We start from the raw sequence: 19008 nt of genomic DNA on the forward strand, positions 1-19008 counted from the left end.
CTCCTCAATTGAATTAACTAACTTACGTTTTCAGTGTACCCGTTTTCACGGCTAAATAAAAGTGAAGGGATCGGTATTTAATTGCGAGGCCACCACCGTGATGGGCCAGTCGTTCTCGGTCGCCCACTGGGTGAAGAGCGCCTGGAGATGGGGCTTACAAATACTCTCGATGTGGTGCCCGGGATCGACCACGTTTAACCCCGCGGCAATCATATCGTGACCGGGATGATACGAGATATCGCCGGTCACGTAGACATCGGCCCCCTTGGCTAGCGCCGCCTGGTAGAATGGCCCGCCGCTACCACCGAGGACGGCCACGCGACTAACCGGGGCGTCCGGTGTATGGCTAATGAGCCGCAAACCGGCCACGTTGAAGATGCGTTTACAGTCCTCGGCAAATTGCCGTACCGTAGTCGGCTGGGCCAGGTTGCCAATCCGCCCCATCGTGATTGCATCCGTGGCGGTCGCCCCGTTGCTGGGCACCAGACCCGTGATGTCTTGCAGGCCCAGCGCTTCTGCCAACCAATCGTTCATGCCGTTGGGCGCGCTATCCAGATTGGTGTGGGCACCGTAGACCGTGATGTGGTGCTGCAACAAAGTCGCATACATTTTATTCTGTGGAACGGCCAGGTCGAGATTCTTGGCGGGGTGAAACATCATGGGGTGGTGGGCAAAGATAAAGTCGGCCCCCACAGAAATGGCCTCGTCCACGACCTCGGGCCGCACGTCTAACGTCACCAACACCTTGTGAACCGGGGCATCCAAGTCGCCTAGTTGTAGACCCACCGGATCACTGGGTTCCGCCCACGTCTTCGGGGCGAACTGTTCAAATCGATCGACTAACTCACGCACCAACACGTTGCAAGACCTCCTCAATCTCCTTGATTTCCGTTTCTAACGCCGTCACCTTTTCCGTGGGCACGACCTTGGCCGACCGGACCTGTGCTAAGACCTGTTGGGTGCGGGCCAACTCACGCCGCCATTTGGCGATAAAAATATCATTATGCTCGGCCAAGAGGTACGGGCCAAAGCGCAGTTGCTCGGCCGTGTACTGCTCGGGCTGCGCGGCTTTATCGGCCACCAGAATTTCATAGTCGTGGCCGTCCTCCGTCACGATCTTTTCGGTAACCAGCTGGAAGCCGTGGGTCATCAGGAATTGGCGCACGTTTTGCTCGCCCACGTTGGGTTGTAGAACCAGACGCTTCACACCGGCCAACCGGTTGAAGTCTCGCGTCAGAATCTGGGCAATCAACGTGCCCCCCATGCCGGCCACGACCACCGTATCGATGTGGTCGCTAGCCTTAATGGCCTGTAAGCCGTTGGCCAGCCGCGCCGTGATTCGGTCGCTTAAGCCCTCTCTTTCAATCTCGTGTTGCGCATTTTCAAACGGGCCCTTGACGACCTCGCCGGCCACGCCGCCCACAATCTTTCCGCGCTTAGCCAGGTTGACTGGCAAGTAGGCGTGGTCGGTACCGATGTCCGCCAAACGGCTACCCGCAGGGACGTACTCGGCGACGGTGGCTAGCCGAATTGATAAATGGTCTGCATCCATTCACACATCTTCCTCTCTATTTTTTCACTAGTCTAAGTATAAGCTAGTCCGTGTCGCTTGAATAGCGGGAAATGGTTCACAAGCAAAATTAGTGATTTTCGGCAACGTCGTCCTTGCCATCCGCCTTACCGTTCGCCAAATTTGGTCTGGAACGCGGTGGGCAAGACGCCCTGAGCCTGAGAAACGGTCTCAGGACTCGCTTGGAACCGCCAAGAATCGGCGTTTCCAAGTCGCCATTATCTAACCGGCTATCGCCGCTCAGATAATCCCACGGGTGAGACCAAATTTGACTCACTCACGGCTACATGGGATGACGATCAATCTAGTTTGGTTGAATATTGCCTTACCAGCAATGCTACTATCAATTTCAAAGCGCTCAATTCTCGCCATCAGATCCCGCCTCACCGCGCTGGCGCAATCAACCGAGACTAGAATGACACCTTCTAATCTTTTTTCAAAAATAATTCTTCAAAACGTGCAACAAATTCCGTGATTTTTACATTAGTAATAATAGAAGGTCCAAAAAAGCCCGCTCCACCAGCAGGCAGAACGGACTTTCTCTTCATGTCAGACCTAATACTTATGAACGGTTACGACGCGTCGGTTTTTCTTCGCGTTGTTCGTCCGCTTCGTTCTGGGCCCGTGCCATCTTAGAGTATGGATACGGGTAGGTAATCTTCATGACGGCTGGCATCACGATTGGCAGCAAGATGACTAACAGGATAATCCCGATAATCACGGCCAGCGCAATCTGAATCAGCGTCATGACCCCGGAAGGAATCAATGCGGCGAACGTTCCACTCAGGATAACCCCGGCGGACAAGACGACCGTCCCGATTACCGTTGCGGCACGCAGCATCTTTTCGCTGGTAGCGCCCGGCTCGTGGAGGAACTCACGGTACTTCCGCATCAGGAAGATCGAGTAATCGACCCCTAAGGAGATCAGCATGACAAACGTGAAGAACGGTGTGTTCCACGTCAACATGTCGGTGCCCAGTAGTGGATCAACCAACCAGTGCACGATGGTCAGCGCACCGGAGTACGCCACGACCAAGATTCCTTCGATGACGATCGGTTGAACCAGTGAACGGGTCACGATCATCAAAGCGATGAAGATCCCGGCTAACATGATGATGACCGTCCGCGTGAAGTCACTGGAGGCCATATCGTTGATGTCGTTGGTCTGTGACGTGTTCCCGCCAAAGGCTACTTCGGCATTCTTCAGGCTCGTTCCGGCCAAGGCGCCGTTAACGACCTTCTCGAGTTTTGGCAAACGCGCCATGGCGGCCGCCGAACTCGGGTCATCGTCCAAGACCACCGTTAACTTGGTAATCTTCTTGTCGGGCGACAGGTAGGTCTTTAATGCCGGCTTAAACGCACTGCCGTGGAGCTGCTTGCTTGGAATGTAGAAGGTTTCCGAAGCCGCCGACTTTTGCAGGCCCTTCAGATAGGTGTTGGCCGAGCCCACCCCGGTGGAAACCTGGGTCAGGCCGGTCGTTGCCGACGTCAGGCCCTTACGCAACGCCGTCAGTTGTTTGCTCATAGCGGCGAGCTTTTCGGCCATGGTCTGGTTCCCTGCGGCAACTTGGTTGGCGCCGGAGACCAGCGTTGGCATCTTGCCGTTGATGGTAAACATTGCCCCGGACAATTGACTCGTCGCACTAGCCAACTGGCTGGACTGGGCGCTGGCCGTCTGTAAGGCGGTCGCGGCCCCCGGCAAGACAACGTTGGACTTCTGAGCTAACGTGGCCACGGCGCTCTGGAGTTGCGCGGTCGAGCCTTGCAATGCTTGAAGCTGACTGGCGACGGTCTGATCGGCGGAGCCAATCGAAGTGGCGTCGCTCCCAATCTGCTTGAGTGAACTGCTCAACGTGGCCTTCAACTCGCTTTGCGCGGCACTTTGCTTCTGCAAGATACCGGCCAAGACCGTCTTTTGCGCGGCCGACAGCGGGACGCCCTGTTGACTAAAGGCCGCCGCCACCGTGCTGGCGCTCATGCTTGGCAGGTTCTGAGTGGCACTTTGCACCTTGGCCAGTTGTGAGGCGATGTCTTGGGTGCTGTTCTTGATGGTCGTCAGCGAGGTCGTCACGCCACTCGTGTTGGTCGAGCTAGAGGCCACCTGCGAATTCAACTGCTGAATGGCCGCGTTCAATTGCGGTAGAGCTGCTTCTAACTGTGCGAGTTGCGCCGCCTGTTTCCCGCCGGAAGCGGAAGAAACCTGACTGTTCAACGAGTTCACACCGGTAGACACCTGCGAAATGGCACTCTGCAGTTGCTGCGTCCCGGTGCTGACCTGCTTGGCACCGGTGGCCAACTTGTTGGCGTCCTTCACCGCACCACTGACGTTTTGTTTGCTCAGTGAACTGTTGGCGGACTTCAGGCCCTTGTTGACCGTGTTGACCCCTTTTTGGGCCTTGGCCAAACCGGTCGTGACGGAACTCATTTGATTCCGGACGTAGAGCTTCTTGATGGCCTTCCCCCCCGGTTGGGTGACGGAAGCCACCGTCTTGACCCCTTCGGATTGTTGGAGTTGCTTGGTCAAGCGATCCACAATCAACAGGGTCTTCTCGTTGTCCATCTTGTGTTTGCTTTGAATGTAAATCGTGGTAGGTTCGGCAGTCCCCTTGGAGAAATGCTGTTGTACCACCTTGAAGCCTTGCTTGGCTGGCACATTGTCGCCAATCTCGACTAAGTTATCATAGTCCAGCGTGCCGTGAGACGTCAGGGCCAACGGAATAAAGACGATTCCCGTGACGATTAGCGTAATCACGGGGCGGATCATGGCGTGCTTGGCCATGCCGTGCCAGAGGCGACTGTCGCCCTCGCCCTGGAATTTCTTGATGGGCCAGAACATGTGGGGCCCACAGATCGCCATGAAAAATGGGTTCAGCGTCAGGAGGACAGCCAGTAAGACCACGACCCCCACGGCAATGCCGACCGCCGAACGATACAGCGAGAAGTTGGCAAAGCCTAGGACACTCATCCCAATCAGGACGGAGAGCCCAGAGTACAGGACCGTCCGCCCACCGACCTTGGTGGCTTCCTTGGTCGCCGTGTAGCGGTCCTTGCCGCTCGCCAGGCGCTCGCGGAACTCGTTATATAGAAGGATGTTGTAGTCCGTCCCAATTCCGAACAAGACGATGACGATGAAGACTTCCGTAAAGTTTGAGAACGGGAAGTTAAAGCGGTTGACCAAGTTGGCCACCACGGAAATCGAGGTGATCACGGACACCGCCACCGTTAACAGTGAGAACAACGGTGTAATTGGTGACCGGAAGACTAGCCAGAGCACCAGGAAGATGAAGATGGCGGCAATGATTTCCGTCTTCTGCACCCCGGCCTGGGTGGCATCGGAGAAGTCTTGGTTCAAGACGTCCGCGCCGGTAACGTAGGTTTTGACCCCGCTGGTCTTGGCCAGCTTGGTAATCTGGTCACGAATCTTGGTGACCGAATGACTGGAGGACTTATGCACGTTCAGCTGAAGCAGCTGGGTACTCTTGTCCTTGGAAATCAGCTGGGAAGCGGCCGTGGAACTGTCGCTAGCCGCGGTCACCGAGCGAATCTGGTACTGATCTTCGTGATTCTTGATGCGGGTGATGGTCCGGTCGATCTGGTCGTTCTGCGAGCTAGTGAGCTTCGAATTGCCATTGTTAAAGACCACCACGACCGCCGTGGTGCCCCGTTGCGAGCGACCCCACTTGTCTTGCATGGTCGTTGCCCGGGTACTTTGGTAGCTGCTAGGAACGGTAATCTGCCCCTTATCCGCCACCAATTTACTCATGTTGGGAATCGTGACGATGGCCAAGATCACAATGACCAGCCACCCAATCACATTCCAGATGTAGTGCTTATTCATCCAACGCACGGTGAAACCTCCTTGACGATTTTCGTTTATTTTTACGGTCGGTCGACGGCGCACACGGCGGTCCGGCCGACACTATTCTGCTGATTAACGGGTCAGCCACTTGGTCCAATCCAGTTGGAGGGATTGGTCCCCCGTGGTCGGCAACACATCGCCAATTGATAATGTTGCCAGTTCCTGACGAAAGCGGGCCTCGGCCTGGGCAAAGACGCTCAGGACGTTGGCCACCGGCCGCGTATCCTTGAAGTCTTTCAATTCATACGTTTCCATGAAAGCGTCCTTGTGTTCCAGGTCGAAAACCTTGGAAACCAGCCCCGTGCTGTGCACGAAGGCCGTGGTCCCCTCAATGGCATTGAAAACATCCAGTAGGGTAATTTTCACGGGATCTTTGGTCAACACGATGCCCCCATCGCGTCCCGGAACGGTCTTCACGATCCCGCCGGCGGCCAATTTTTGGACAATTTTCTTCAAATAACTGGTCGAAATGTCTAATCGCTCGGCCACCAAACGACTATGTAGCGGTATTTCTCGGTCCTGAATCCCCAATAATGCCACGATGCATAGGGCCTGTTCCAAACTCGGTTTTGCCCTCACGATGGCCCTCCTTTCTCCTGTCTCCCTTAACTTTTAAACGAGATACATTATATCCCCTTTAGCCATTTTTTCAAGACTTTTGACGCAATAAATCGCCTGATCACCAATTATTTTTTAGTGTAAACGATTTCAATTCGTCGATGCCACTATATTATAAATGACCAATAATAAAAACCATTTTGGCTCGCCCCTGGTCAATTTTGAGCTGGCGTCTTCCCAGCTCGTTGGCCAGCACGCTTTCTGAGCGTTTTCTCACGATTGCCCGTTCTATTTTCAGTTCATTTTCATTTTTTACAGCCAACTGAAAGCAAAAAGCAATTCACCTTTCAAACGTGATGTAATTTCTAAGTCGGCCTGACTTTTTCATCAAAATTGGACACAAAAAAGCCCCGTCAGCCCAACAGCCACTCAGCTGTCGGTCCAACGAGACCTTGATCGTTATTAAATTATTCCAAGAAATCCTTCAACTGCTTGCTCCGTGACGGATGACGCAGCTTCCGTAAGGCCTTGGCTTCGATTTGACGAATCCGTTCCCGGGTAACCCCGAAGACCTTGCCGACTTCTTCCAGAGTCCGGGTCCGACCATCATCCAAACCAAACCGCAACCGCAGAACGTTTTCTTCCCGGTCAGTCAGCGTGTCCAAGACACTTTCCAACTGTTCCTTCAGCAGTTCGTAGGCCGCGTGATCGGCAGGACTCGTGGCATCCTGGTCCTCAATGAAGTCACCCAAGTGCGAGTCGTCCTCTTCACCGATTGGCGTTTCCAAGGAAACCGGTTCTTGGGCAATCTTCAAGATTTCCCGAACCTTTTCCGTCGGCATGTCCATTTCGGCCCCAATTTCTTCGGGCGTTGGTTCCCGCCCTAAGTCTTGGAGGAGTTGCCGTTGAATCCGAATTAATTTGTTGATGGTTTCAACCATGTGCACGGGAATCCGAATCGTCCGTGCTTGATCGGCAATCGCCCGCGTAATCGCCTGACGAATCCACCAAGTGGCGTACGTGGAGAACTTGAACCCTTTCCGGTAATCGAATTTCTCGACGGCCTTCATCAGCCCCATGTTCCCTTCTTGAATCAGGTCCAGGAATTGCATCCCCCGGCCCACGTAACGCTTGGCAATGGAAACGACCAGCCGTAAGTTGGCTTCGGCCAATTCTTGCTTAGCCTCTTCCTCGCCGTTTTCAATCCGTAAGGCCAAGGCCACTTCTTCGTCGGCCGTTAACAGGTTAACTCGACCAATTTCCTTCAGGTACATCCGCACGGGGTCGTTGATCTTAACCCCGGTGGTCGTCCCGGCGTCCTTTAATTCCTTCTTCGAAACGGCCTTTTGGGCTTTAACGGCCCGTGGGTCTGGCTCACCCTTAGCATCAACCACACTGATCCCAGCATCGGAAATCGTTTCGAGTAACTTATCCATCTGCTTAGCATCCAGCGTGTAAGGTGTCGCGACCTTGTCAGCCAGGTCATCGTAGGTGATGCTCCCGGCCTTTTTCGTGTTTTTAATTAAAGCGCGCACCGTTTTGTTGTATGCTTTCTGATCAAACATTGGTTGATCCGTGGTCTTTTTCGCCATTAAAATACCCCCTAGATTAAACTTGTTTGTTCGCTTGACGCTGTCGTTCTAATTGAACAATCTCGACAACGAGTTGGCGTTGTCGTTCGGCATCGCCGAGTCGCGAGGCTTCCGTCAGTTGATTCTTCTTCTGACGCAGTTGCGCTTCGACCGGTGCCTCATCCATAATGACCGCTAAATAGTCATCGATTTCCCGCGGGGTTGCCGCCGCGGACATGGTCGTTGTCGTCTCCAAATCAATGACCAGTTGTTGCAGGCGGTCTTCTTGAATGAAGTCCGTGAACTGCGCCGTCTGGTACACCTGATGGGTTTGAAAATAACCTTGGGCCAAGGTGTAAATAATCTGATAATCGTCGTGTACGAAGCTAAAATCGGCAATGCCAGAAAGCTTCGCCCACACATTACGGTCGTGCAAGCACCGGTAGAGCAGGCCGCGTTCCGCGCGCTCCAACCGATTCAACGGTCGTTGTTGCCGATGAACGGTTACCGGCGGCTCATTACTGGGAGCCGGTTCCGGTGTTGTCGGTCGTTGGCGTTCCTGCTGGGCCGCAGTGTCTCGCTGCACCTGCTTGAGTTGCGCCGTCAATGCCGACTTGTCAATCTGCAGCTCGGTCGCTAACTGGCCCAGATACAGATCCAATTCAACCGGCTCGTTGACCTGAGCCAACAGGGACAAGACCTGGTTGACGTAGGCCAAGCGCTCGCTATCCGTTTCCAGCGCCCGATTACGCCGCAGAAAACGCATTTGAAAGCGCAACGGCGGTTCCTTAGCCGATTCCAGCATTTGCCGAAACGCCGCGTCGCCGTGAGCCTTGCGATACTCATCGGGGTCCTGCCCCTCGGGGAGCTGAATCACGCTGAGCGCCAAGTGACTGTGTTGGCCCAACAGTCGCAACGCCCGGTCGATGGCCCGCTGTCCGGGTTCATCCCCGTCGTAACAGACGTTGAGCTTATCCGTGGTCCGCTCGATGGCGTAGATTTGCTCGGTCGTCAGGCTGGTCCCCATGGAGGCAATCCCGTTCTTGACACCGGCCTGGGTCGCCGAGATGACATCCATGTACCCCTCGAATAGCGTCACCTCACCGGCCTGCCGAATCGCGGGCCGCGCCAAGTCAAAGTTAAACAACAGCTTACTTTTATTGAATAATGTGGTTTCAGGGCTGTTTAAATACTTTGGCTGGTCATCGGCCTTATGCAGGAGTCGCCCGGAGAAGGCGGCCACGTGCCCACTGGCATTGCGCAGTGGAAACATGACCCGTTCGGTGAACCGGTCGCGCAGGTCCCCCTGGGCATCTTCGATGAAGAGCCCGGACTGGCGCATGAGCTGATAATCGCTCTGCCGCTGGTCGAAGAAGGGCTTGAGCAACCGCTGGCCCGGGGCAAAACCCAACTGGTAGGTCTCAATCGTCTCGTCGGTGAGTCCCCGGTCGTGCAGGTAGTCCAGCGCCGGCTGCCCCATCTCGGTGTTCACCAGGATGTGGTGGTACAGCTTGGCCGCCTGCTCGTGTAGGGCCAGAAGCTGGCCGGTCTTCGAATCCACGGCGGGACCCGTGGACTCCTGTCGGTACTCACTGGCCAGATCAACGTGACTAAAGTCGGCCACCTTGACCACCGCTTCGGGGAACGTCACGTGCTCCAGCTCCATCAGGAACTTGAAGACGTTGCCGCCCCGTCCGCAACTAAAACAATGGAAGATCTGCTTATCTTCCGAAACGGAAAACGAAGGTGTCCGCTCCTCATGAAAAGGACACAAGCCAAATAAATTTTTACCGGACTTCTTCAGTTGCACGTACTGGCCGACAACGTCCGCAATATTTGTGGCCGTTCGAACCGTCTCAATCACGTCTTCGGGTATCTTCGCCAACCAATCACTCCCTTACGTGTTCCCGTTTGCCCACCATAGCCTTGAAAAGTCGCACCCCGGAAACCCGAAAAGTGCGACTTTTTAATTAGAATTCGTGCGCAAAAATACACTATATATGATACCACCTATGGGGGCATTGTCAACTTTAAAGGCTCACGCTAACACTGAGTCCATTATAGCAAATTTCTGGCGGTTCGGGGCAAGTAACGCGAGCCCTTTTTTCGGGGTTGCCAACTTCAGCCATCAGTCGACGCCGCAACCGGAAATTTAGCCCAAACAAAAGAGGCCGCAACTGCCGGCCCCTTCATACTGCTACGTCGACGTCACGCCAACGCGTTAAACTCTATTTGACAATCAATTGATCCAAATCACCCAGACCCATGGCGAGACTAGCCAGCTTGCTTAACTCGGTCAGCCGGTTGTTCCGAACGGCATCGTTCTTGTCCATGACCATCGTGGCTTCGAAGTAAGCGGCAATCGTCGGTTGGATGTCGGCCAAGGCCGTGTACAGGTCGTTTAGCCCCTGGTTAGCGGCCGTCGCCACTTGGGCAACGCCTTGATCCAAGGCCCCTTCGCTGTCGTTTTCAAACAGTTGTGGGTCGACTTTGGCCGTCGCCAGGTCGGCTGGAGCCTTCTGGGCTAAGCGCATCACCCGCGTCAGAGATTCGATGACGGCCTTAAAGTTATCGTCATCGGCATGGCTGGCCAAGATATCGGCCGCCGTGAAGATCCGTAAGACATCGCTGCTGGAGCCGTTAGTCACGGCGTCGATGATGTCGTGGCGTTGCTTAGCAGACCGTAAGATCTTGCGAATCCGGTCCTTGATGAAGTCAACAACCGCTTGGATTTGGCTGGCTTGATCCAGGTCAGGGGCCACTTGAGCTGACGTTTCGGCCGCGATAAAGTCATTGGCCAATTCGGCAACGGGTAAGGCCCAGCCTTGATCCTTGGCAATCCGGACAATCCCGGTTGCCTGCCGCCGTAAAGCGTAAGGGTCGTTGGAACCGCTTGGAATCATCCCGGCGGCAAAGAACGTCAGAATGCTGTCGAACTTGTCGGCCAGGGCCAAAACGGCACCCGGAACGGATTCCGGCAGTGCACCATCGGCAGAAATGGGTTCGTAATGTTCGCGAATGGCTTGGGCAACGGCTGGATCTTCGCCGTTGAGTAAGGCGTATTTCTCACCCATGACCCCTTGCAACTCGGCGAATTCGCCGACCATCCCGGTCACCAGGTCGAACTTGTAGATTTCGCTGGCCCGTACGGCGGCCTTGGTTTGAGCATCGTTTAGGTTCAGATGCTTGGCCAAGACCTTGACGATGGCCGTGACCCGGTTCATCTTTTCTGCCATGGTACTGATCTTGTCGTGGAAGCTAACCGACTTGAGGCGTTCCACGTAGTCGGCAATGGTCTTCTTCTGATCTTCGGTGTAGAAGAACATAGCATCTTCCAGCCGAGCGGTCAGCACCTTTTCGTTACCGGCGACCACGTTTTGGAGATCGTGGTCCGTCCCGTTCCGAACGGAGATGAAGACCGGCAGTAACTTACCGCTGGCGTCGCGAGCGTAGAAGAAGCGTTGGTGATCGCGCATGGAGGTGATCAGCACTTCGTCGGGGATGGTCAGGTACTTTTCGTCAAAGCTTCCGGCAAAGGCGGTTGGCCATTCGACCAGGTTGTTGACCTCTTCCAGTAATCCCGCATCAACATCGACCGTCCAGTCGTTGTCGGCGGCCAACTGGTCAATTTGTTTCTTGATGAGGGCCTTGCGCTTGTCGGCATCGGCAATCACGTATTGGCTGGTCAAGTTTTCTTCGTAGTCCGCAGCCGTGGCCAATTCGATTTCCTTACCCAAGAAGCGGTGACCGCGCGTGGTCCGGCCGGTCGTCACGTCCAGGATGGTAAAGGGAATCACGTCATTATCCAACAGTGCCACGAGCCAACGAATTGGCCGGATGTATTGGAAATGGTGGGTACCCCACTTCATCATGGTTGGGAAGGTCATGGCCATGATGATGTCGCGCAGACCCGCTAAAACAGTGGCAACGGGTTCACCGGCGATAAACTTATCAACGTAAACGTATTCCGTGCCCTTGATTTCCTTGAAGGTAATGTCGTCGGGGGTCAGGCCCTGTCCACGGGTAAATCCGATGGCGGCCTTGGTCCAGTTACCATCGGCGTCTTGGGCGATCTTCTTCGCCGGACCCTTGACGGATTCACTAATATCTTCTTGCTTGTCGGCCAAGCCGCTGATTAAGAGGGCTAAGCGTCGAGGCGTGGAGAACGGCTTGATTTCCGCATAGTCCACGCGTTGTTCCTTCAGGTAATCCGCCGTGCGCTTGACCAGTTGCTTAATGGCTGGCGTCACCACGTGGGCGGGCATTTCTTCCAAACCAATTTCCAGTAAAAATGTGTGTGCCATTATTTGGCCTCCTCATCAGCTAATAATTGTTCACGAAGCTTCTCGTCTTTGACCAACGGGAATCCACGCTTCTTCCGTTCGGCAACGAAGGCCCGGGCCACGGACCGCGCCATATTCCGGATGCGAGAGAGGTAGCCGGCCCGTTCGGTAACGGAGACGGCGCCACGGGCATCCAACAGGTTGAAGGTGTGACTGCACTTTAAGATGTAGTCGTAGGCCGGGTGAACCAAGCCGTTAGCAATCTGCTTCTTGGCTTCGGCTTCGTATTCGTCGAAGTGCCGCAGCAACATGTCCTGGTCGCTTTCTTCAAAGCTGTACTTGGAGTGTTCGTATTCGGGTTCCTTGAAGATGTCACCGTACTTGACGCCATCGGCCCATTCCAGGTCGAAGACGGAGTTGACGTCTTGCACGTAGGAAGCCAAACGTTCCAGGCCGTAAGTGACTTCGGAGGTGACGGGATCAACTTCCATCCCCCCCACGACTTGGAAGTAGGTAAATTGGGTGATTTCCATTCCGTCTAACCAAACTTCCCAACCAACACCGGCACAACCCATGGATGGGTTTTCCCAGTTATCTTCCACGAAACGAATATCGTGTTCCAATGGGTCGATGCCCAGTTCCCGTAAACTGTTCAGGTAAAGTTCTTGAATGTTGTCGGGTGACGGCTTCATGATGACTTGGAATTGGTGGTGTTGGTACAACCGGTTAGGGTTCTCCCCGTAACGACCATCGGCTGGCCGGCGGGATGGTTCAACGTAAGCCGCGTTCCAAGGTTCCGGACCGATTGCCCGTAAGAACGTGTAGGGACTCATGGTACCGGCCCCTTTTTCAGTATCGTAAGCTTGCATCAGCATGCAGCCTTGTGCAGACCAATACTGTTGTAACTTTAAAATGATTGCTTGCATGGACAGTTTTTCTGTCATGGGTGCAGTTCCTCCTTGTTTGGTTGCCAGGCGACAAAATGCCAGCTGGTTGACCGATTAAACAAATAAGCGCGCAAAAAATCCCTACGAGAATTCACCGAGGCAAATTCACGTAGGGACGAAGTTTTATTTTCGCGGTTCCACCCTACTTCTAGTCAGCGACTAGCAGCTTACTTGGAAACGACTCCGAATGTGCCAACTCACACCGCCCTGGATTCGGCTTCCACTCTCCCGAACTCGCTAAACCAGTGACACTGCAACTCTCATTCATCATAATCGACTTATTTAACTGTGTTTTATGATAGCCGTCCGGAGCGGGGTTGTCAATGGGCTTTGCGCAATTACGCCGACCCTTAACCAAATTTTGAAACGGTCTTTCCCTTTTCCTGGTGCTTGAGTAAATCGCGATACTCACGGATGTACTTGAAAGGAAATGGAATCACCGTGTACTGATTGAGACGAACGAAGAAGACTTGTAGCAAAGATTCATAGGTTTGAAACATGTTTCGAATATCTTCTCGCGGTTGTCGGCTATCCAACACCTCAATGCATTTCAATGGAATCGCCTTGGCCAGCTGATCCTTAATCGGTTGATGATTTCCCACAAAGTAATAAGATTTCCCTCGAATCTCGAGCAACCCCATCCCATAGGTACCAATCCAATATTTGGCAAATCTTTTCTGTCGAACCGGAGGATAGAGCCAAATACCGTTCCGCTCGTGCAACTGATCGTTCAACGCCTGGATAACTTTTAACTGCCGACCGAGTGTTAGTTGCAGATTAACTTGTTTCACCTTTAACGTGGACTGGTTCAATCGAGAGAGTTCCGCCATCAATCGCACGTGGTCCCGTGCTTGTTTGGCGTTAGTCAATGTCAGGCCCTTAGCCGCCTCAATGAGATCATTTTGGTAGATTCGGTTATTACCATCGGCAGCGATTAACTCTTTTCTCAAGTGATTGCCATCGGGAAGCGTCATCAACTCGGTGCCATAGATTAGAAAAACCTGCGTGGCACTTTGAAGTGCACCCAACAATTGACTGGTCCGACTTCCTGCAGCCTGCCAGATCCGCCAAGCCAATTGGCTTAACTCGGACTCAGTTGCCCCCCTTGCGTCCGCCGCAAATGTCGTCGATTCAAATGATAATTGTCCCGTTGGTGTAACCGTCAAACGCGTCGCCTGAATGAGCGTTTGCTTAGTGGCGCTTTTGGCCTTGTTGATCACAATATACCGAAAACGGGCTGCGGCGGCTATTTTTTCCGGCGTTGGCAATCGTAGCTGACGCGTGATCACCTCCCATTTAATCATCAATTGTGCCAGTGTCATGTGGAATTTCTTATCCTTCAGCAGCTCATCGGCTTTAATCCGCCACTGATAGTCACCGGTGGTTGCATTAAAGTCAGTAAAATTAGCTAAGGTTAAATGCTGAATGATATGCTGACCATCGCTGCAAAGGTAATCTGGATCATTCAAGTCTTTGACCACTTGAAGATTCAATCCTCGTATCGGTTTGGTTCCCGCAGTAATGGTCACATTGTGCGCCTGCAATACGTTGCTTTTCTGCGCCCGATCAACGAGATCCTTCATGAAGGCAACGACCACCGGCTGTGCAGGGTTGGCCAAAAAATGCAATCGCTTTTCGGCAAGTAAGGTCGTCACAATGGGCTCATCCGTCGAAAGTTTTGGCCGTTGATAATCTGCCACCGGAAATGCTCGGAGCTGGAGTAACTGCTTTAAGCACATTTCATACTGATCATTCACCGTTGCAATAATCTGATCAATAATACCCACTCTTGTCTTTTCGAATTGTGGTAATTCTTGAACCGATAAAAAGCGGGTCACGTTCTTTTGACCATTTAAGCTATGTCTTTGAAAAACGGGCTGAGTCTTAGACTTCGTGTATTTGAAGCAACCATTGCTAACCACAAATCCTCGGTCATTAGAACTGGCTCTAAAGGTCCGGGTCTTGAGCTGCAGAATATGCTGTTTAATCTCAACCTGAACAGCCGTACGCAACGTCTGCGATTTTTCTGGCTCAAGTACCAAGTAAAGATCACTCGTTGCTGCTCGATTGACCAGCTTTGCGTGGTCATCTCTTCGTCCCTGCCACGACCTTTTAATCAGTAGCATGAGCACCATGTCGGAATCAAACCCCGCCGAACGAGCCTGCGATAGCGTCATTCGCGTTTGTTTAATCACACGACTTTTAATGCGCTTTGTTGACTGCTTGTCCGCCAACACTAAGTAGCTGTACGTTGAGGTTGCTGCATCAATCGGGCGTTTGCCCAACCCCTTAATCGCTGTGACACCACTTTGCTCAAACCAGTTGGTCAGTGCGGCCGGTTGACCCGTCTCAATCAAAGCAAGTTCGAAACGCTGGTCAAACCCGACCTCATCAAATTCATAATCCAGGTAATTGGTCAAAGCCAAATCGCTTACATCAGCCATTTAAGAAGTCTCCTATCTCTCTTTGATCGGCCATGGTCACCGCAAATTCGCCCTTTCGATTCAACAAGAAGGGTACCTCCATGATACGATCATCCCTTAATTTCTGTGAATGAAACTGTCGTGTTCCCACTGGTTCCAATAAATTAACGATCAACACCCGCCAATTTTTACCGGGGTCTCGTTGCTGAATTTCAGTTAACTTGGACTTTACATGTCGGCGTTCATCCCCAACATCTCGACGGTGGGGCTGTCGCCAATGCTTAAAATCAACCAAAACGTGTTCCTTCGTCTGAAAATCAAAAAGTTCATAGTTCGGAAGCGTTAAGGGCTGTAGACGCACCGGCCAGAATTTTTCGATTAAGTACTGACCGCACTTTTCACCCAGAATCCCCAAATAGCTGTCAAATTGAGCTGGATTCATCACGTAGTCAGTGGCTTGCCAACTTAATGGCCACTGATTTTCATTAAACAACCGGCGTAAGCCGGGATTACGGTCGATAATTGGTAAATCTGCTCGTTCGGCCGAAACTTCCATGTTTCCAGAATGATCCTGCTTAAAGTCAAAGTTTTCGCCTTCGCGCTGCACGCGGTAGGCGGTATCGTTTCGCTGAAGATAGGCAAATTCCGGCTTGGTTTGCCGCATATTGTACTGATGCATTGTCATTGTGGGGTACTTAATGAGCGTTTCCCGATATCGACGGTACTGCCGGCCTGCTTCTTCCTTCTTTTGTAAATGTTTCACCATCTCGTCAACGGCTCGTTGCGTTTCACAAGTTTGCTCTAGCCAATGGATGCCTTGAATTTGATCTGGCGTTAAAATGAGATGCTTTTTCTGACGCTGATAGTCCCGAATTGCCTGAGCAACTGACCCCAACTGATAATCCGCCAGCATCGTCACATTAAAGTAATCCGCGACCTCTGTTCCTAACATTACGGTTGTCTCCGGCAATTTGTTAAAGGCGCGATCCAGGCGACCAACCGCTTGTAAAATTATTCGCGTGTGAGCACCCACGTAACTCAACGTTTGTCGAAACTGCCGAACCGGAATTCCCTGACCCTGGAAACGCGCATAACGATCTACTTCCGCCAAACTAATTTCACCGTTATCAACCAATCCCAGTAATTCATAAAATCCTTTGATCCATTGAAATCGGTTTTGCTGGGTAGCCACTGCTGGAATTTGCGTGAAAACGTTGGTCACCTGACCCAAGTAGACCCCACCGATATCAACCATCTTAAATCGCTGATCAGAGGCCCGGGCAGATTTCGGCGCAATAGCTAACGTTCGCCCTCGCTCCAACTTGCCAATCGGATAATGCAAGTTTTGCCCCACACCTAGCGTGGCATACGCACTGAGCAAGTACACGCGAGTTGCCTCTTTGGCTGGCAGCTTTAGTGCTGTGGCGACTTGCATTTCAATAGGATCTTGATTGGGCGACAGTTTCTTAGCGATCATACAGAGGCGTGGCTGGATGGCCTCTGCTGAACACAAGGCTTGGGTCAATCCCTGCCAGACATTCTCGATGAATCTACCACTCATCTGTAAAGACTGATAATCCTCTTCTCGCTTCGGCAGAATGCTCTGTAATCCCAAAAACGTCGGGATTTGCGGATGGCCCAAAAAGTAAATAAAACTGTCAAATAAGTCTAAGTATCGCTTTTGAATGAACGCATAATAATCCGGATTTTGACTATCTTGAAACTGCTGGTGAACCTTTTTCATCGTTTGCTTAACATCCTGTTCCAGTTCTTTAAGCCAGCTTTGCTGCTCTTTAGACAGCCGAAAGTCAGGCACCCGCTGCCGGATGAGTTGCCGCAAACAGGTTCCACTCTCACAAATCGCCGATTGCGTCGTCACTTCTAAGACCCGAACCTTGCCCTCCTTTTCTCGGTAGCGGCGGCTTACATCAAATTCACTTAGCACCTCTTCGGGCAGATTTTTCATGCCATCGATCAAACGTTCTCCCAATTGTTCACGTAAAAAATTAAAATCGAAGTTGTTCAACACGGTTTCCACATTCACCGTTGCTGATAGTCCCACCACGATTCCGCGCTTGACCAGTTTTAATAAGAATTTTTCAGGAGTGGTTTGAACATTTACGACTTCGATTTGTGTCCGATTGAGATGCGCATCGCTATCCGTCAAAGAAGTGAGCTGGAGCCCATATTTTTGCAGATGTTGTCCGCAACGATCCGCAAACCTTGTAGGAACGAAGTTTGCCTGTTTTACCTCGGGTTGTTGGGTGAGTCGATCGACCGTTCGCTGGGTTTCCTGGGACAGCCACAATGCATCCCCAATGGTACGGACGGCATCCTCCAAACGTAACTGATTATCCAAGTCGGTCCGGTGACTATTCACCTCATCTTGATAGGAACCACCCCACGCATTCATCAGACGAATCAGGGTTTTCAAGAGGCGATGAAGCTCCCCGATCATCCCATAAAAATGCAAATTTTTACTTACCTCGGGACGCACTTTAGTCAAGACGACACGTTTATTATCTGGATCGTCTTGACTCCACCACGCATGACTACTGGTGATGGTTAAACTGGATACGTTGAAGATAAAATTAGTCTGTGCCAAGGCATCAACCGTCTTATAGTCCATCGTCAGCTTATACGCATTTTCCAGCTTATTGGTCTGCTTCTTTAGCTGACTAAATTGTTGATTGCAACGTAAGATGGTCATGATTTGTTTAGAACGACTTTTCTGCGGATGATTCATGGCCGAATAAAGTTCTCGAAAAAAGGCTAAACAATCAAGCGGCATTTTCAAGGCTTCCTCGATAATCTGATTCACGAGAATTCCCTTCATTTCATCAATCTCGTCCAAAACGATCATCGCATTTCCCAGAGAATCTGTACTGGCAAGGTTGATCGATGAAGTGCCAAAGAAAGCCGGATGACTCCTAGTGAACTTAGACCAAGTAAGTAAGACTAACTGATGACGATGTAAATTAATCTCCGGGAAATAGCGATTCAGATAGTGCGCAGCGGGTGTGTCAGCGTGAGCCACGTACTGACAAAATTGAGTCTGACCCTGACGTGACAACGGCAGGTCTAACTTTAATTCCGCGGCAACAGCCTGAATGAGCAACTGCTTGAATGCCGTGTAGGCTTGTCGCAAGTTTTGATAATCCTTAATTTGGCCCTCTTCCATCATTTGTTCCGGTTGCTGATGATGTCGTTGATGGTAAATTGTCAATTGCTCCAAGGCTCTGGTCAGTTTTCCCGACCTAAATACCGGCGGAATATCCGCCTGGCCCTGTAAAATGGCCCCCACACTCTCCTCGAGTGAGCGGAGAACGGCCATCGTTTGATAAACGTAGCGCTCTTGCTCGGATTGCGACTTAAACGACCCGTTCCTCAGTTCATACTGATCAACTAACATCTTTCTGAATTCATTGGGATGCAGATTGATTTTCTTGGTGGCTACAAAATAGGCCCGAAAAGAAGAATCCTCAACTATTCGCCGACACAAATAAGTCAATACGCCAAAGGTCTTACCGCTTCCAGGAGGCGCTGAAACCGTCACCAACGCTCCCGGCTGATCGGCGTTTAAATCGTACACCGGTTGTAAAATTTTGGCGAAATCCAAGCCTGTCATTATTAACTCCTAATTTCATTTACAACTAATTTAGCAAAAAGCGGGATTTTAGACAACTACCTTTACATATTCTGTACATGATTTACCGTTAATTTACGTGGATATTAATTTTATTTTAATCGGTCCCATTTTAATCATAAAAAAAGAACGACAGCCCTCGCCATCGTCC

General features: G+C 51.9%; 12 protein-coding genes. All 12 read right to left on the bottom strand.

Going from position 1 to position 19008, the window contains the following annotated elements; translation table 11 throughout:
* Positions 1 to 51: 51 nt before the first annotated feature.
* The 12 genes from V8I28_RS01420 to V8I28_RS01475 all read right to left on the bottom strand — a co-directional run bounded on the left by V8I28_RS01420 (position 52) and on the right by V8I28_RS01475 (position 18248).
* On the bottom strand, positions 52 to 858 hold the full coding sequence (locus V8I28_RS01420) for a Nif3-like dinuclear metal center hexameric protein (protein ID WP_341778344.1): 807 nt from the start codon (positions 856 to 858) through the stop codon (positions 52 to 54).
* Positions 845 to 1552: a tRNA (adenine(22)-N(1))-methyltransferase gene (locus V8I28_RS01425; protein ID WP_341778345.1), complete on the bottom strand. Its 708-nt coding sequence runs from the start codon at positions 1550 to 1552 to the stop codon at positions 845 to 847. The genes V8I28_RS01420 and V8I28_RS01425 overlap by 14 nt, the downstream gene beginning before the upstream one ends.
* 443 nt (positions 1553 to 1995) lie before the next feature.
* On the bottom strand, positions 1996 to 2118 hold the full coding sequence (locus V8I28_RS01430; protein WP_341778346.1) for a hypothetical protein: 123 nt from the start codon (positions 2116 to 2118) through the stop codon (positions 1996 to 1998).
* Between the two features lie 14 nt (positions 2119 to 2132).
* The gene (locus V8I28_RS01435; RefSeq protein ID WP_341778623.1) at positions 2133 to 5408 is read right to left on the bottom strand and encodes an MMPL family transporter; all 3276 of its coding nucleotides are present in this window, start codon (positions 5406 to 5408) and stop codon (positions 2133 to 2135) included.
* A gap of 93 nt (positions 5409 to 5501) precedes the next feature.
* Positions 5502 to 6008, bottom strand: a complete 507-nt coding sequence (locus tag V8I28_RS01440) for an RrF2 family transcriptional regulator (RefSeq protein ID WP_341778347.1) — start codon at positions 6006 to 6008, stop codon at positions 5502 to 5504.
* A 151-nt stretch (positions 6009 to 6159) separates the two neighbouring features.
* A complete protein-coding gene (locus V8I28_RS01445) occupies positions 6160 to 6309 on the bottom strand; it encodes a hypothetical protein (RefSeq protein WP_341778348.1) in 150 nt (49 codons plus the stop codon).
* 145 nt (positions 6310 to 6454) lie between these two features.
* A complete protein-coding gene (gene rpoD, locus V8I28_RS01450; RefSeq protein ID WP_445928171.1) occupies positions 6455 to 7585 on the bottom strand; it encodes an RNA polymerase sigma factor RpoD in 1131 nt (376 codons plus the stop codon).
* Positions 7586 to 7595: 10 nt separating this feature from the next.
* On the bottom strand, positions 7596 to 9443 hold the full coding sequence (dnaG, locus tag V8I28_RS01455; protein WP_341778349.1) for a DNA primase: 1848 nt from the start codon (positions 9441 to 9443) through the stop codon (positions 7596 to 7598).
* Positions 9444 to 9786: 343 nt separating this feature from the next.
* Complete coding sequence (gene glyS / locus V8I28_RS01460) at positions 9787 to 11862, bottom strand: glycine--tRNA ligase subunit beta (RefSeq protein WP_341778350.1); 2076 nt, start codon at positions 11860 to 11862, stop codon at positions 9787 to 9789.
* Positions 11862 to 12785, bottom strand: a complete 924-nt coding sequence (gene glyQ, locus V8I28_RS01465; RefSeq protein WP_233670109.1) for a glycine--tRNA ligase subunit alpha — start codon at positions 12783 to 12785, stop codon at positions 11862 to 11864. The genes glyS and glyQ overlap by 1 nt, the downstream gene beginning before the upstream one ends.
* A gap of 353 nt (positions 12786 to 13138) precedes the next feature.
* Entirely contained in the window at positions 13139 to 15232 is a 2094-nt protein-coding gene (locus V8I28_RS01470; protein ID WP_341778351.1) for a hypothetical protein, read from the bottom strand.
* Positions 15225 to 18248: a hypothetical protein gene (locus V8I28_RS01475; protein WP_341778352.1), complete on the bottom strand. Its 3024-nt coding sequence runs from the start codon at positions 18246 to 18248 to the stop codon at positions 15225 to 15227. Before V8I28_RS01475 ends, V8I28_RS01470 begins: the two co-directional genes overlap by 8 nt.
* Positions 18249 to 19008 lie beyond the last annotated feature (760 nt).

This window comes from Levilactobacillus sp. HBUAS70063 (assembly GCF_038374745.1).
In the GTDB taxonomy this organism is placed as follows: Bacteria; Bacillota; Bacilli; order Lactobacillales; family Lactobacillaceae; genus Levilactobacillus.